Genomic DNA, 14825 nt, shown 5'->3' on the forward strand with positions numbered 1-14825 from the left:
CTACCCCATATCGATCTTCACACCAGCTAAAGCACCGATCCCGTAGTCATCATCGCCACGTCTGGTTTTTAGCATCAAGCGTAAGTCGTTAGCGGAGTCAGCACTGTGGAACGCATCCTCTTCGCTGATCTTGCCTGCTACAACTAAATCATACAAAGCTTGGTCAAAGGTCTGCATCCCAATCTCTTTCGATTTCGCCATTGTTGCTTTTAACTCATGCAATTCACCACGACGAATCAAATCAGACACTCGTGGGCTGTTGAGTAGAATCTCAAACACACCATGTCGACCGCTGCCATTCTTATCTCGGATTAATTGCTGAGCGACCACACCACGCAGATTCATCGACAGGTCAAACAAGAACTGTTCTTTCTGCTCTTTTGGTACCAAGTGAAGAATACGTTCTAGCGCTTGGTTGGCATTATTCGCGTGTAGTGTAGCCATACACAAGTGACCCGTCTCAGCAAAGGTCATCGCGTATTCCATAGTTTCACGGCTACGGATTTCGCCAATCAAGATCATATCTGGTGCTTGGCGCAAAGAGTTCTTAAGTGCGACTTCATAGCTCTCAGTATCGAGCCCGACCTCACGCTGAGTCACGATACATTTTTTATGTTCATGGACGAACTCAATTGGGTCTTCAACCGTTAGGATATGACCTGAACGATTGGTATTGCGATAGCCTGTCATCGCAGCCATTGAGGTCGATTTACCAGAGCCAGTCGCACCAACCACCAGCACCAGCCCCCGCTTTGCGATAGACAGGTCTTGTAATACATCAGGAAGCTTTAATTGCTCAAAGGTTGGGATGTTAGTCTCGATGCGTCGAATTACCGCTCCAGGTAGCTCTCGTTGGAAGAATGCACTGACACGAAAGCGACCAAACTCACGCACAATGGCAAAGTTTGCTTCACGTGTTTGCTGATATTCATCACGTCGGTCTTGATCCATCATCGCATCAAGTAATTGAGCAACCTGAGCCGCATTCAGCTTATCGCCTTGAGGTCGTAATTCACCATCAACACGAAACAAGATAGGCGCATCAACGGTGATATAAAGATCCGATGCTTTTTGAGACAGCATCCCTTCAACAATTTGATTCAATTCCATTTTGTTCACCTTGATTAAAACATTGAGGTTTCAATTTCGATCTTTTTCTCGACCTCTTCCGAGTCAACCAAGCCTTGAGCCATTAGCTGCTTCGCATTTTGCTCCATGGTCTGCATACCATGTGCTGCGCCCGTTTGAATGATCGAATACATCTGCGCGACCTTGTCTTCACGAATCAAGTTTCTGATCGCTGGTGTCGCCATCATGATTTCATGACAAGCCACACGACCACCACCAACACGCTTCAACAGCTTCTGAGCAATAACCGAACGCAACGATTCAGACAACATAGAACGCACCATGTCTTTGTCGCTACCTGGGAATACATCGATAATACGGTCGATAGTTTTAGCAGCAGAGCTGGTATGCAAAGTACCAAAAACCAAGTGGCCGGTTTCCGCTGCGGTTAGCGCCAAGCTGATCGTCTCTTGGTCACGAAGCTCACCAACAAGGATAACGTCTGGGTCTTCACGTAATGCGCTGCGCAGCGCCGCTTTAAAGCTGTGAGTATCACGATGAACTTCACGCTGGTTAACAAGGCATTTATTGTTGGTATGAACGAATTCAATCGGGTCTTCAATCGTCAGGATGTGCTTGTTGTGGTTACGGTTTACGTAATCCACCATCGCTGCGAGCGTCGTCGATTTACCTGAACCAGTAGGGCCAGTGACAAGCACTAAACCTTTTTCGTAGTTGGCAATCTTTTCAAAGATTTCAGGCGCACCTAACTGATCTAAAGTCGGGATCTCTACAGGGATAGTTCGAAAGACAGCTGAGCAACCACGAGCTTGGTTAAAAGCATTCACACGGAAACGACCAACATTGGGTAATTCAAAAGAGAAGTCGACTTCCAGTTTTTCTTCAAACTCACCACGCTGTGAATCGCTCATGATCTCAAAAACTAAACGATGCACATCAGCATGACTCAAAGCTGGTATTCCAAGCTTCCTTACTTCACCATCTATACGTACCATTGGAGATACACCCGCAGAAAGATGTAGATCTGACGCGTTATGCTTTACACTAAAATCTAGTAACTCAGTGATATCCATTTATTTTCCCTTAAGTAAAGTCAGCTATGAGTAGTATTCAACAAAATATCGAACAAATCACCTCACAGATTCGTAGTGCTGAGCAAAAGTGCGGACGAGCTCCAGAGTCCGTGCAACTTTTAGCCGTCAGCAAAACTAAACCTATTGATGCGATTCTAGAAGCCGCACTCGGAGGCCAAGTTGCCTTTGGTGAAAACTATGTTCAAGAAGGTGTCGATAAAGTAAAACACTTTTCAGAACAACATTCTAACCTAAATTTAGAGTGGCACTTTATTGGTCCAATTCAGTCCAATAAAACTCGCCCAATAGCAGAAAGCTTCCAATGGGTACATTCCGTTGATCGCGATAAGATCGCACAAAGACTTAATGATCAACGCCCAAGCGAACTTCCACCTCTACAGGTGCTGATTCAGGTGAATACCAGCGGCGAAGAGTCAAAGTCTGGTACTTCTGAAGAGACAGTTTTTGCACTGGCAGAGTTGATTTCGTCGCTCCCTAACCTCACTTTAAGAGGATTGATGTCGATTCCTGCAAACGTCTCTGACTATCAATCTCAGCTTAATGCGTTCTCTCAACTGGCAGAGCTTAAAGATAAACTCGCCGCGAAGTATCCAAACATCGATACCCTGTCTATGGGCATGAGTGGTGATATGGACGCAGCCGTTGAGGCTGGCAGTACCATGGTTCGTATTGGAACGGCCATCTTTGGTGCTCGTAATTACGCAAAATAGCAATTAGTTAGCAAGCAGATAGTTAGCAGCCAGAAATCGACGATAAATATTGATACCGCTTCGCTTGAATCGCGCAGCGACACGCTCAGGATTTTATATATGGAACATAAGAACATCGCCTTTATTGGGGCGGGAAACATGGTTCGCTCAATTGTAGCGGGCTTAGTGGCAAGTGGTTACCCAGCGCAAAAGATTACTGCTACAGCGCCTTCAGACACCAGAAGGCTGCCGTTAGAGCAAGAATATGGCATCAATACCACCAGCGATAATATTGTCGCAGCCGAGCAAGCAGACGTTGTTGTGTTATCAGTGAAGCCACAAATGATGGCTGATGTATGTAAACCCTTACAAAGCATCGACTTTAGCAACAAACTGGTTATCTCAATTGCTGCGGGGATTAATGCGAATCGACTCAATGAGATGTTAAACTGCCAATTGAACCTTGTACGTGTGATGCCAAATACGCCATCACTGCTTGGTAAAGGGATGAGTGGTCTTTATGCCGATTCAACGGTCAGCCAAAATGATAAAGACTTCGCATCTCAGCTGATGCAAGCTGTAGGTGAGGTTAGCTGGGTTGAGCAAGAGCCTGGTATCAATAACATCATTGCAGCAGCGGGAAGTGCTCCAGCTTACTTCTTCCTGTTTATGGAAGCGATGCAAGCCGAGGCAATCAACCAAGGCTTCGACCAAGAAACCGCTCGTAAACTAGTGCAGCAGTCTGCATTAGGCGCGGCAGAGATGGTGGTAGCGAATCCAAATACTGAATTATCGACACTGCGTGAACAAGTGACTTCAAAAGGCGGAACAACTGCAGAAGCATTGCGCACGTTCAATGAACATCAACTATCAGACATCGTAGCCAAAGCCATGCAAGCGGCGGTCGCTCGAGCTGAAGAGATGGAAAAACTGTTTTAAGCATTTTGTCGCTCGGGTTATATCTAAGCGGCAAGTAAATCCGAAAAAGGAAACAATATGAACTCGATGAGCTTTCTGATCTCGACCGTTTTTGATCTTTACATCATGGTTGTGATCTTGCGTATCTGGCTACAAGCTTCACGTGCAGATTTCTACAACCCATTCTCACAATTCATCGTAAAAGCGACACAACCGGTTGTTGCCCCACTACGCCGAGTTATCCCATCTATCGGCAGCCTTGATCTTGCGACAGTTGTTTTTGCTTATGTGCTGTGTGTACTTAAGTTCGTTGCTCTAAACCTGATTATCTCTGGCGGCGCTGCGGTATTCGATATTAGCTTCCTGATCTTTGGTGCATTATCTTTGCTAAAAGCGGCGGGTGGTTTGATCTTCTGGGTTCTACTAATCCGCGCAATCCTTAGCTGGGTTAGCCAAGGCCGTAGCCCAATCGAGTACGTGTTCCATCAACTGACTGAGCCAATGCTAATGCCTATCCGCCGTATCCTACCGGATATGGGTGGCTTCGACCTAAGCGTGCTGGTTCTGTTCATTGTTCTGCAATTTGCGAACTTCCTAATGGGCGACATGATTGGTCCTATTTGGTATCAACTATAATTCAAGTACGAACATCAGGTACTTTGACGATGCCAAAAGCGGTTTGGGCCGAGGAAGACGATATTCTTCTTAGGCTCTATATCCAACCCAAAGCAAGCCGAGACAAGATTGTTGGCTTGCATGGTGAGGAACTCAAAATTGCCATTACTGCTCCACCAGTAGATGGCAAAGCCAATGCCCACTTAGCGAAATACCTAGCGAAACAGTTTAAGGTCGCTAAAGGGCAAATTAAGATAGAAAAGGGAGAACTCGGTCGGCATAAGCAAGTTCGAATATGCTCGCCAAGTCAAATCCCTACTGAAGTCAAAGCCATCCTATGATGGCTTTTTGCTATTTATTGGAGTCACTATGCGTCTATGGATTACAGCACTACTCACCACTCTTGTTGCCCTACCAAGCTCAGCAGGACAATTTAAAAACATTAAGGATGTCGAGGTTCACTACTCGGCTTTTAACTCGACATTTCTAACGGCTCAAGTCGCAAAGCAATACAAGCTTAAGCGAAATGGCTACTCAGCGATTCTGAACATCAGCGTGTTAGACAAAGCTTCCCTTGGCAAGCCAGCAACAACGGCTAAAATCACGGGAACAGCGAAGAACCTTGTCGGCAACACTCGCACGCTTAACTTCCGCGAAATAAAGGAAGGTGATGCGATTTATTACCTAGCTGAGTTCCCTGTAACACACGAAGAAAACATCACTTTTAATATCGATGTTAACGCAGGTTTGAAAGGCACAGGCCCACTGCGATTCACACAAAAATTCTATATAGAAGAGTAGCTTCAACCACCACTTTTCTGTTCATTAACTTATTAGAGCCACATCCCCATGAGTAAGATTGTTTTAGCCACAGGCAACCAAGGTAAAGTTCGCGAAATGGCAGATATTCTGTCTGAGTTTGGTTTTGACGTTGTCGCACAAAGTGAGTTTAACGTTTCAGAAGTCGCTGAAACGGGAACAACTTTCATTGAAAATGCCATCATCAAGGCTCGCCATGCTGCGAAAGAGACAGGGCTGCCAGCGATCGCTGACGACTCAGGTTTAGAGGTTGATTTCCTTAAGGGTGCTCCGGGCATCTACTCAGCGCGTTACTCAGGTGAAGGGGCGACGGATAAGCAAAATATCGAAAAACTGCTTGATGCCATGCAAGGTGTGGAAACAGAAAAGCGTACCGCTCGTTTCCACTGTGTGTTGGTGTTAATGCGTCACGAAAACGATCCAACACCATTGGTGTGTCACGGTAAATGGGAAGGTCGTATTCTGACGGAAGAGCACGGTGAGAATGGCTTTGGCTACGATCCTGTATTCTTTGTACCAGAAGATAACTGCGCATCTGCTGAACTCGAATCTACACGTAAAAAGCAGCTTTCACACCGCGGTAAAGCCCTTGCTTCACTATTCGAAGCAATCAAGGAGCAAGCTCTGTAATGCACGATACAGCGCTTATACCACCAGCACTTAGTCTCTATGTACACATCCCATGGTGTGTACAAAAGTGTCCGTATTGTGATTTCAACTCACACGCTCTGAAAGCCGAGATTCCTGAAAAGGAGTACATCGATGCGCTGCTTGAGGATCTCGATACTGATATCGAAAAGTACCAACTCAATGGCGCACCTCGTCCATTGCACTCGATCTTTATTGGTGGTGGCACTCCGAGCCTATTCTCTCCAGAAGGGATTGGTCGATTACTCCAAGGCATTGAACAACGTATCCCGTTCAAACCAGAAATCGAAATCACTATGGAAGCCAACCCAGGCACCATTGAAGCTGAACGTTTTGCAGGTTACCAAAAAGCAGGGGTGAATCGAATCTCGGTTGGTGTGCAAAGCTTTGAGCAAGAGAAGTTAGAAAGACTTGGGCGAATTCATGGTCAAGATGAAGCTGTAAATGCCGCTCACTTAGCACATAAGATTGGATTGAATAGTTTCAACTTAGATTTAATGCACGGCTTACCGGATCAAAGCATAGATCAAGCATTGGCGGATCTAGACAAAGCGATTGAGCTTAACCCTCCACACTTATCTTGGTATCAGCTAACAATAGAACCTAACACCATGTTCTATTACAAAACGCCAAAGCTGCCTGACGACGATGACCTTTGGGATATTTTCGACTTGGGCCATAAAAAACTCGCAGACGCAGGCTATGTGCAGTACGAAATTTCAGGCTACAGCAAGCCCGGCTATCAGTGCCAGCATAACCTCAACTACTGGCGCTTTGGTGACTACCTAGGTATTGGCTGTGGCTCTCATGGCAAGCTAAGTTTTGCTGATGGACGCATCATTCGCACGACTAAGGTTAAACACCCTAGAGGCTATTTAGCGGCTTACCAGAACATGGTGAAACCGTACCTATCCGATGAGTTTGAAGTGCCAAATGAAGACCGCCCTTTTGAGTTCTTTATGAACCGCTTTAGGTTAATGGAAGCGTGTCCAAAACAAGATTTCATCGATACTACTGGGCTTGGTTTTGACGCTGTTCAGTCAACGATTGAGTGGGCAAAAGAGCTAGGTTACTTGAACGAAACCGACACTCACTGGCAGATCACTGAAAAAGGAAAGCTATTCCTAAATGATCTGTTGGAAGCCTTTATGGCCGAAGAAGACGAGTAGTTCGAGATTCGAGATTCGAGATTCGAGATTCGAGATTCGAGATTCGAGATTCGAGATTCGAGATTCGAGATTCGAGAAGTATTGCGTAAGGGTTGGCTTTAGGGTCAACCCTTTTTATTGTAAAAATATTTCTCGAAGCGAAGCGCTCTATAGGACGAAGTCCGTGCTCGCATCTCGCATCTTTCTTCTAAAAAATAGAACGACCAATTCGCTCTGAAAGCAACTCTAGCGCCTTAGTACCTGCAAGTGAGTTACCAGAAGGATCAAGTTCTGGAGACCATACCGCGATGGTCATCTCACCTGGAACGATGGCAATAATACCGCCGCCAACACCCGACTTACCCGGCATACCAACACGATAAGCAAACTCACCGGCCCCATCGTACAAACCACATGTCGCAAGCAAAGCATTCAACTGCTTAGTTTGAACTGGCGTGATGATCTCTTTCTTGGTTTGAACCGACACACCTTTGTTCGCCAAGTAGCTAAAGGTTTTCGCCAAATCCACACAGGTCATTTTAAGTGCACAAGCATGGAAGTAGTTATTCAGTACCGGGATAACATCATTCTCAAAGTTACCAAATGAACGCATCAAATAAGCAATAGCAGCATTACGGTCGCTGTGCATCATTTCTGAGGCTGCTACCACCTTGTCATACACAATATGAGTATCACCCGATAACTGACGCACAAACTCTAATAAGCGGTGTCTAGGCGCAGACAAGCGGCTTTGTAGTAGGTCTGCAACGACAATTGCCCCCGCATTGATGAACGGGTTACGGGGAATCCCATGCTCCATCTCAAGCTGAATCATAGAGTTAAAGGCTTGTCCTGAAGGCTCTTTGCCTACGCGTTGCCATATCTCTTCAGGCTTGTATAACACCATAGCTAACGTCAGGCTCAAGGCTTTAGAAATGGATTGCACAGAAAAGGCTTCCTCTGCATCACCCGCTTGAATCACCTCACCTTCGTTTGTGTATACCGCAATCGCCAGTTTCTGGTTCGATACGCGAGCCAATGCAGGGATATAATCAGCAACCTTTCCCTGACCAATTAGGGGACGAACTTCGTCTAAAATCTCGGCCAAAATAGCTTGAGTTGGTTTCATGTGTGCTTACTTCTATATTGTTATTTTTGTAGGGTTCTAACATTACTTTCTGTCCTTAAACCTTTATCGTAATAAAAGCCTAAGGACAAAAAAGCCAACATTACAATAATGTTGGCTTTAATCAATCCCACAAAGTGTAAGGTTTAACCTAAAGCAGGTTTACCTTCAATTGTTGTGCTTAAGAATTACTTAGTACGCTTGTACTTAATATCCCAAACACCATGACCTAGACGGTGGCCACGAGCTTCAAATTTAGTCAGTGGACGCTCATCTGGGCGAGGAATGTAATCACCATCTTCAGCGATATTCTCGAAGCCAGGGGCAACGTTCATCACTTCAATCATGTGCTCTGCGTAGTTTTCCCAGTCTGTTGCCATGTGGAAAATACCAGTATCAAGTTGAAGCTTACCGCGAACCATTTCTGCAAACTCAGCCTTAACGATACGACGTTTGTGGTGACGAGCTTTGTGCCATGGGTCAGGGAAGAACAGTTGCAGTGTATGCAGGCTGCTATCTGGAATCATGTGTTCAAATACTTCTACTGCATCGTGACACATTACACGTAGGTTAGTTACGCCAGCATCACGTGCTGTACCTAAACAAGCACCAACACCTGGGCTGTGAACTTCAATACCTAAGAAGTTTTTCTCAGGTGCGTTCTTTGCCATTTCAACCAGTGATGCACCCATACCGAAGCCAATCTCTAGTACAACTGGGTTATCGTTGCCAAATACTTCTTTCCAGTTAAGAAGCTCTGGGTTGTAGTCGATACCCATTGTTGGCCAACATTCATTCATCGCGTTTTCTTGGCCTTTTGTTAAGCGGCCTTCGCGGCGAACAAAACTACGGATCTTACGAACCAGTTTGCCGTCTTCAGTATATTCGTTAGTGGTCACTTCACTCATTGATTTTTGCCTGCACATTGATTAATCAAAGCGGGGATTATCCAAAGAATTGCCTTCGGTGCAAGTCTTTCCGTGGATAAATTCCCGCACAATTTGTCTGTTTTACATCCAACGTTAAGTGTGGTGCAATTTCGCTTCTAATAATAGCAAAGCATAGAGCATGTCGTGACTCCTTTCGCAACCGCCATATTAAAGTGGTATGACGCCTACGGGCGTAAAGAATTACCTTGGCAACAAAACAAAACAGCCTACACCGTTTGGCTATCTGAAATCATGCTTCAGCAGACTCAGGTTTCTACGGTGATTCCATACTACCAACGCTTCTTGGAACGTTTCCCGACGGTTATTGACCTAGCGAACGCCGAACAAGATGAGGTGCTCCACTTATGGACGGGGCTTGGTTATTACGCTCGAGCTCGCAACCTGCACAAAGCTGCCAAAATCGTCGCTGAGCAGTATGGTGGTGAATTTCCGCTGTCTATCGAAGAAATGAACGCGCTGCCGGGCATCGGTCGCTCTACTGCAGCTGCAGTGCTGTCTTCCGTTCATAAGCTTCCTCATGCGATTCTTGATGGCAATGTGAAGCGAACGCTTGCAAGAAGCTTTGCCGTTGAAGGTTGGCCAGGACAAAAGAAGGTTGAAAACCAACTTTGGGAGCATGCAGAAGCTCATACTCCGAAGAAAGATGTCGATAAGTACAATCAGGCAATGATGGACATGGGTGCCATGGTTTGTACTCGTAGCAAACCTAAATGTACTCTGTGTCCGATTGAAAGCATGTGTGAAGCTAAGAAGCTTGATAGACAACTCGACTTCCCGGGCAAGAAACCTAAGAAAGAGAAACCAATAAAAGAAACATGGTTTGTGATTCTTTATCACAACAATCAAGTGTGGCTTGAACAGCGACCTCAGTCTGGTATCTGGGGAGGCTTGTTCTGTTTCCCTCAAAATGAAAACGCAGAGATCGAACATCAGTTAGATCTTCGCTCGCTCAAAGACACTGAAACCGATTCAATCAAGACCATGATTGCGTTTAGACACACTTTCAGCCACTACCACTTAGATATCACTCCTGTATTAGTAAAATTAGATAAACAACCAGATTTGATAATGGAAGGGACCAAAGGTCTCTGGTATAACTTATCAAAACCGGAAGAAATTGGCCTAGCCGCTCCTGTGAAGCAGCTTATTGAGAGCCTACCCTTTGAACTGAACGACGACGTTTGAATCAACGAACGCGATAAGAGGAACCACTATGAGCCGCACTGTATTTTGTGCTCGCCTCCAGAAAGACGCTGAAGGCTTAGATTTTCAACTTTACCCAGGTGACTTAGGTAAGCGTATCTTTGACAACATCTCTAAAGAAGCTTGGGGACAATGGCAAAGCAAGCAAACAATGCTGATCAATGAAAAGAAGCTAAATATGATGGATCCTGAACATCGTAAACTTCTTGAAACTGAGATGGTTAACTTCCTTTTCGAAGGTAAAGATGTCGTAATTGATGGCTATACTCCACCAAGCGAATAAGACATTTATTTAAGCAAATTTTAATGACATCATGGTTAACGCTGTGATGTCATTTTTGTATGAGGAACTATGAAAAAGCTAAGTTACTTCCTAACAGCCATGTTATTAACAGGCTGCAGTCGTGAATTTGTCGAAAGCATTTATGATGTGAATTACGAACCGACCAACCGATTTGTAAGCAACTTGGCAGAGCTACCTGGTCAGTTTGAAAAAGACACCGGTGCACTGGATGCTTTGATCAATAGCTTTTCTGGCAATATCCAAAAGCGCTGGGGCAGCAGTGAAGTAAAAATGGCAGGTAAGAGTAACTATGTGAAATACATAGACAATTACTTAAGTCGTTCAGAAGTAAACTTTAGCGAAGGCCTAATCACAGTAGAAACAGTGTCCTCTACTGAACCTAAAAAACACCTCAAGAACGCGATAATGACGACGCTTTTGACGCCAGATGATCCAGCGCATGTCGACCTATTCTCTTCAAAAAGTATCAAGTTAGAAGGTAAACCTTTCCTCTACAATCAGGTCGTCGACCAAGAGAAAAAGCCCATTCAATGGACATGGCGCGCTAACCAATTCGCAGATTACTTGATCGCGAATAACCTCAAAACCAAAGAAGTCGACTTTAAAAAAGCCTACTACGTTGAGATTCCGATGGTGGCCGATCACGCGAGTCAGCGTAGCTATCAATATGCAGATATCGTCCGACGAGCGTCTCAGCGTTATGACATTCCTGAAGACTTGATTTACGCGATCATCAAAACAGAAAGTAGTTTTAACCCATATGCGGTGAGCTGGGCGAATGCATATGGTCTTATGCAAGTCGTACCAAAAACGGCAGGTCGAGACGTATTTAAACTGGTAAAGAACAAGCCTGGAGAACCGACTCCTGAGTATTTATTCAATCCAGAAAACAACATTGATGCAGGCACGGCGTACTTTTACATCCTTAAAAATCGCTATTTGAAAGACGTGCAACACCCAACGACGCTGGAATACAGCATGATTTCTGCATACAACGGCGGCACTGGTGGCGTACTCAATACCTTCAGTAAGGACAGAAAGCGAGCAATGCGAGACCTAAACTCGCTGCAACCTAGCCAAGCGTACTGGGCACTTACCAAGAAGCACCCAAATAAAGAGTCGCGCCGATACCTAGAAAAAGTAACAAAATTCAAGAAAGATTTTAACCAAGGTAAAACGTAAGCCTCACTTTTGAATAAAAAAACAACTAACGAACGTTTTTTTTAATTATTTTCAAAAAAGGTGTTGACGGTTATGCAGAAAATCCGTTTAATAGCGCTCCGTTGCCCGGATAGCTCAGTCGGTAGAGCAGAGGATTGAAAATCCTCGTGTCGGTGGTTCGATTCCGCCTCCGGGCACCACAATTTGATTTGTTGGTGTCAACACTCTTTAACAGGGAGTAGCAACACGGACAAAAGCATAAAGAATTTAGTGTGCCGACTTAGCTCAGTAGGTAGAGCAACTGACTTGTAATCAGTAGGTCACCAGTTCGACTCCGGTAGTCGGCACCATTCTTTTGCCTCGATAGCTCAGTCGGTAGAGCAGCGGATTGAAAATCCGCGTGTCGGTGGTTCGATTCCGCCTCGAGGCACCATTATTTGGTACTTAACAAATAATGGTCTTAATAGACCTGATGTTGAGACAAGTAATTCCCCCTTAGTTCAGTTGGTAGAACGGCGGACTGTTAATCCGTATGTCGCAGGTTCGAGTCCCGCAGGGGGAGCCATTTTAAAGGGCTTCATTTTAATGAGGTTCTAACGAAGAGTTTACTCTTCAAGCAAAGAATTTAGTGTGCCGACTTAGCTCAGTAGGTAGAGCAACTGACTTGTAATCAGTAGGTCACCAGTTCGACTCCGGTAGTCGGCACCATTCTTTTGCCTCGATAGCTCAGTCGGTAGAGCAGCGGATTGAAAATCCGCGTGTCGGTGGTTCGATTCCGCCTCGAGGCACCATTATTTGATACTTAACAAATAATGGTCTTAATAGACCTGATGTTGAGACAAGTAATTCCCCTTTAGTTCAGTTGGTAGAACGGCGGACTGTTAATCCGTATGTCGCAAGTTCAAGTCTTGCAAGGGGAGCCACATTCAAGAAAGCCAAGTCGAAAGACTTGGCTTTTTTTCGTTTGAACGAAAGCTAAATCTATTCGACCGCAGCATCTAACCTTAACACCCTCTATAAAGCCCCTCTTCACTCTCACGACAATATCTTCTTCTTAATTAACTTCCCACGAACTCGCCCCCCAAACTCCGTCAATTCACCAAACCAACACTTTTAAAACTCGTTCATAGTCACACAAAAATAAACAGAATATTGTTCTGTTACTTTTTTTTCTTCGTAAATTTAATCTTCATCATGTTTTGATATCTTTCTGATATCTGCCCTACACGACTTAGATTAAGATTCGATGAAATATACCTAATACTTACTATTGAATCGCTGCGCGGGGAAATATGAAATTAAAAACGCAAGCTTACTTATTATCGGGCATCATCTTGGTCGCCCTGCTAGCGCTGACTGCTACTGGTTTATGGACCTTGAGAGTCGCTAGCAGCATGGACAACAAAGCTCGCGTTACAGAGCTATTTAAGAGTGCATACAGCATTCTTACTGAAGTAGAGAAAATGGCTATTGATGGCACTCTAGAAGAGAAACAAGCGAAACAACTTGCTACTCGCCTACTGCGTAACAACATCTATAAAGACAATGAATACGTCTACGTTGCAGATGAAAACATGACGTTTGTCGCGACACCGCTAGATCCACAACTGCATGGAACCAGCTTCAATGACTTTAAAGACGGTGACGGCAATAGCGTAGGCCAGCTTATACAAAGAGTGCTTGGCAATCGTACAGGTCAGATCGTTGAATACACCTGGACGCAAAAGCTGCCAGACGGAACCATTGAAGAAAAGCTGTCTATTGCAGAAAAAACCCCGCACTGGGGTTGGGTTGTCGGCACAGGTATCGGCTTCAACGAAGTTAACGCTCGTTTCTGGTCTACCGCTCAATGGCAGCTATTCCTTTGTGTCGTGATTGCAGGCCTTATTCTATCGAGCTTAATCGTATCCATTAAACGCATGCTAGCGCTTCTTGGTGGCGAGCCTAAAGATGTAAGAGAAGCCGTACAAGCCGTTGCTGAAGGTCGTATTCAAACCTCTTTCGAAACTCAAGCGATAAACGGCAGTATCTATCACGCTGTTCAACAAATGAGTAAGTCGTTAGCTGAACTAGTCTCAAACCTAAATGCTTCTATGTTGGCACTAAGAGGTGAATTACAACGTGTGGAAGACCGTGCAGGTTCTATCGCTCAACTAACTGAAACTCAGCAGCAATCAACTGAGATGATCGCAACAGCAATGACCGAGATGGCTTCTTCTGCTAACAATGTTGCTGATTCAGCGGGCGATACAGCGCGTAATACCGACGAAGCAGACAAACAGAGCCAGCATACTCAACGTCTTATTCACAACACAGTAGACAACATTCAAGGGCTAGCAGGCCAACTAGGCACGGCAAGTGAAGCTGTCGCTAACCTAGACAACGATGTAAACAACATTGTGAAAGTACTCGACGTTATCGGTGACATTGCAGAACAGACTAACCTACTGGCACTGAATGCAGCTATTGAGGCCGCCCGAGCTGGCGAACAAGGTCGTGGGTTTGCGGTTGTTGCTGACGAAGTTCGTAACCTTGCAGGTCGAACGCAATCAAGCACCAAAGAAATCCAGTTGATGATTAATAACCTTCAAGAAGGCTCTCGTAACGCTATTCAGACCATGGAAGTGTGTGCTGCAACCAGTGAGAGCACCGTAACCGAGTCTCAAAATGCCTCTGAAGCGCTACAGCAGATTGTTATAGCTCTGGAGTCTATTTCCTCGATGAGTCATCAAATCGCGACAGCAGCTGCTGAGCAGACTCAGGTGAGCGATGACATTTCAAAGCGCATCAACATGATCGAAGAAAGTGGCAACCAACTAAGTAATGTCGTGACAGAAAGTCACAACAGTACCCAAACCCTCGCCTCTCTTTCTAACGAATTAGAAGCTTGGGTTAATAGGTTTGAAGTGAAACACTAAACTCTCGATAAAATTCTTAAGTAAAAAAGCACGTTTTCATACGTGCTTTTTTTATTTCGGCACCCATTCCGTGTAGTTAATCTAAGTTTCACTCTCTTTTAAGGCATGCTAGACCTAGGTTTTTCGTGCCAAATGAACAAAAA

General features: G+C 44.9%; 15 protein-coding genes and 7 tRNA genes. 18 read left to right on the forward strand and 4 right to left on the reverse strand.

The window, feature by feature from the left end:
- Together FLM53_RS05685 and FLM53_RS05690 are read right to left on the reverse strand one after the other, a co-directional pair.
- On the reverse strand, positions 1-1110 hold the full coding sequence (locus FLM53_RS05685; protein ID WP_176680465.1) for a PilT/PilU family type 4a pilus ATPase: 1110 nt from the start codon (positions 1108-1110) through the stop codon (positions 1-3).
- A 14-nt stretch (positions 1111-1124) separates the two neighbouring features.
- Entirely contained in the window at positions 1125-2162 is a 1038-nt protein-coding gene (locus FLM53_RS05690) for a type IV pilus twitching motility protein PilT (RefSeq protein ID WP_048659419.1), read from the reverse strand.
- A 26-nt stretch (positions 2163-2188) separates the two neighbouring features.
- On the opposite strand from FLM53_RS05690, the gene FLM53_RS05695 reads away from it, so the two are divergent.
- The 7 genes from FLM53_RS05695 (at position 2189) to hemW (ending at position 7041) form a co-directional block, all read left to right on the forward strand.
- Positions 2189-2893: a YggS family pyridoxal phosphate-dependent enzyme gene (locus tag FLM53_RS05695; RefSeq protein ID WP_176680466.1), complete on the forward strand. Its 705-nt coding sequence runs from the start codon at positions 2189-2191 to the stop codon at positions 2891-2893.
- Positions 2894-2992: 99 nt separating this feature from the next.
- Positions 2993-3811 (forward strand): pyrroline-5-carboxylate reductase, encoded by an 819-nt coding sequence (proC, locus tag FLM53_RS05700; protein WP_176680467.1) that lies wholly within the window; start codon positions 2993-2995, stop codon positions 3809-3811.
- A gap of 57 nt (positions 3812-3868) precedes the next feature.
- On the forward strand, positions 3869-4426 hold the full coding sequence (locus FLM53_RS05705; protein ID WP_010435653.1) for a YggT family protein: 558 nt from the start codon (positions 3869-3871) through the stop codon (positions 4424-4426).
- A 29-nt stretch (positions 4427-4455) separates the two neighbouring features.
- Entirely contained in the window at positions 4456-4746 is a 291-nt protein-coding gene (gene yggU, locus FLM53_RS05710) for a DUF167 family protein YggU (RefSeq protein WP_009847703.1), read from the forward strand.
- 28 nt (positions 4747-4774) lie between these two features.
- Positions 4775-5206, forward strand: a complete 432-nt coding sequence (locus tag FLM53_RS05715; RefSeq protein ID WP_176680468.1) for a DUF4426 domain-containing protein — start codon at positions 4775-4777, stop codon at positions 5204-5206.
- Between the two features lie 48 nt (positions 5207-5254).
- Entirely contained in the window at positions 5255-5854 is a 600-nt protein-coding gene (locus FLM53_RS05720; RefSeq protein WP_146490584.1) for an XTP/dITP diphosphatase, read from the forward strand.
- Positions 5854-7041: a radical SAM family heme chaperone HemW gene (hemW, locus tag FLM53_RS05725; RefSeq protein WP_176680469.1), complete on the forward strand. Its 1188-nt coding sequence runs from the start codon at positions 5854-5856 to the stop codon at positions 7039-7041. The genes FLM53_RS05720 and hemW overlap by 1 nt, the downstream gene beginning before the upstream one ends.
- 187 nt (positions 7042-7228) lie before the next feature.
- On the opposite strand, the gene glsB is transcribed toward hemW, so the two are convergent.
- On the reverse strand, positions 7229-8149 hold the full coding sequence (glsB, locus tag FLM53_RS05730; RefSeq protein ID WP_017629544.1) for a glutaminase B: 921 nt from the start codon (positions 8147-8149) through the stop codon (positions 7229-7231).
- A gap of 185 nt (positions 8150-8334) precedes the next feature.
- Entirely contained in the window at positions 8335-9054 is a 720-nt protein-coding gene (gene trmB, locus FLM53_RS05735) for a tRNA (guanosine(46)-N7)-methyltransferase TrmB (RefSeq protein ID WP_010435641.1), read from the reverse strand.
- A 165-nt stretch (positions 9055-9219) separates the two neighbouring features.
- Here trmB and mutY point away from each other — a divergent pair, with 165 nt between their 5' ends.
- The 11 genes from mutY (at position 9220) to FLM53_RS05790 (ending at position 14682) form a co-directional block, all read left to right on the forward strand.
- Positions 9220-10281: an A/G-specific adenine glycosylase gene (gene mutY, locus FLM53_RS05740; protein WP_176680470.1), complete on the forward strand. Its 1062-nt coding sequence runs from the start codon at positions 9220-9222 to the stop codon at positions 10279-10281.
- 28 nt (positions 10282-10309) lie between these two features.
- The gene (locus tag FLM53_RS05745) at positions 10310-10582 is read left to right on the forward strand and encodes an oxidative damage protection protein (RefSeq protein WP_004735465.1); all 273 of its coding nucleotides are present in this window, start codon (positions 10310-10312) and stop codon (positions 10580-10582) included.
- A 69-nt stretch (positions 10583-10651) separates the two neighbouring features.
- Complete coding sequence (mltC, locus tag FLM53_RS05750) at positions 10652-11785, forward strand: membrane-bound lytic murein transglycosylase MltC (RefSeq protein WP_176680471.1); 1134 nt, start codon at positions 10652-10654, stop codon at positions 11783-11785.
- Between the two features lie 103 nt (positions 11786-11888).
- Positions 11889-11964: transfer RNA gene (locus tag FLM53_RS05755), tRNA-Phe, on the forward strand.
- A 74-nt stretch (positions 11965-12038) separates the two neighbouring features.
- Positions 12039-12114 (forward strand) — tRNA-Thr (locus tag FLM53_RS05760).
- A gap of 7 nt (positions 12115-12121) precedes the next feature.
- Positions 12122-12197, forward strand: a tRNA-Phe gene (locus FLM53_RS05765).
- 56 nt (positions 12198-12253) lie between these two features.
- Positions 12254-12329, forward strand: a tRNA-Asn gene (locus FLM53_RS05770).
- 67 nt (positions 12330-12396) lie between these two features.
- Positions 12397-12472 (forward strand) — tRNA-Thr (locus FLM53_RS05775).
- A gap of 7 nt (positions 12473-12479) precedes the next feature.
- Positions 12480-12555: transfer RNA gene (locus FLM53_RS05780), tRNA-Phe, on the forward strand.
- Between the two features lie 56 nt (positions 12556-12611).
- Positions 12612-12687 (forward strand) — tRNA-Asn (locus FLM53_RS05785).
- Positions 12688-13056: 369 nt separating this feature from the next.
- The gene (locus FLM53_RS05790) at positions 13057-14682 is read left to right on the forward strand and encodes a methyl-accepting chemotaxis protein (protein ID WP_176680472.1); all 1626 of its coding nucleotides are present in this window, start codon (positions 13057-13059) and stop codon (positions 14680-14682) included.
- Positions 14683-14825: the final 143 nt, after the last annotated feature.

Source organism: Vibrio sp. Scap24 (genome assembly GCF_013394185.1).
Lineage (GTDB): Bacteria > Pseudomonadota > Gammaproteobacteria > Enterobacterales > Vibrionaceae > Vibrio > Vibrio pomeroyi.

Bases quoted from the DNA above. Each gene is read 5' to 3' on its own strand.
- FLM53_RS05685 (WP_176680465.1), bottom strand. From the start codon at position 1,110: ATGGAATTGAATCAAATTGTTGAAGGGATGCTGTCTCAAAAAGCATCG.
- FLM53_RS05690 (WP_048659419.1), bottom strand. From the start codon at position 2,162: ATGGATATCACTGAGTTACTAGATTTTAGTGTAAAGCATAACGCGTCA.
- FLM53_RS05695 (WP_176680466.1), top strand. From the start codon at position 2,189: ATGAGTAGTATTCAACAAAATATCGAACAAATCACCTCACAGATTCGT.
- proC (WP_176680467.1), top strand. From the start codon at position 2,993: ATGGAACATAAGAACATCGCCTTTATTGGGGCGGGAAACATGGTTCGC.
- FLM53_RS05705 (WP_010435653.1), top strand. From the start codon at position 3,869: ATGAACTCGATGAGCTTTCTGATCTCGACCGTTTTTGATCTTTACATC.
- yggU (WP_009847703.1), top strand. From the start codon at position 4,456: ATGCCAAAAGCGGTTTGGGCCGAGGAAGACGATATTCTTCTTAGGCTC.
- FLM53_RS05715 (WP_176680468.1), top strand. From the start codon at position 4,775: ATGCGTCTATGGATTACAGCACTACTCACCACTCTTGTTGCCCTACCA.
- FLM53_RS05720 (WP_146490584.1), top strand. From the start codon at position 5,255: ATGAGTAAGATTGTTTTAGCCACAGGCAACCAAGGTAAAGTTCGCGAA.
- hemW (WP_176680469.1), top strand. From the start codon at position 5,854: ATGCACGATACAGCGCTTATACCACCAGCACTTAGTCTCTATGTACAC.
- glsB (WP_017629544.1), bottom strand. From the start codon at position 8,149: ATGAAACCAACTCAAGCTATTTTGGCCGAGATTTTAGACGAAGTTCGT.
- trmB (WP_010435641.1), bottom strand. From the start codon at position 9,054: ATGAGTGAAGTGACCACTAACGAATATACTGAAGACGGCAAACTGGTT.
- FLM53_RS05745 (WP_004735465.1), top strand. From the start codon at position 10,310: ATGAGCCGCACTGTATTTTGTGCTCGCCTCCAGAAAGACGCTGAAGGC.
- mltC (WP_176680471.1), top strand. From the start codon at position 10,652: ATGAAAAAGCTAAGTTACTTCCTAACAGCCATGTTATTAACAGGCTGC.
- FLM53_RS05790 (WP_176680472.1), top strand. From the start codon at position 13,057: ATGAAATTAAAAACGCAAGCTTACTTATTATCGGGCATCATCTTGGTC.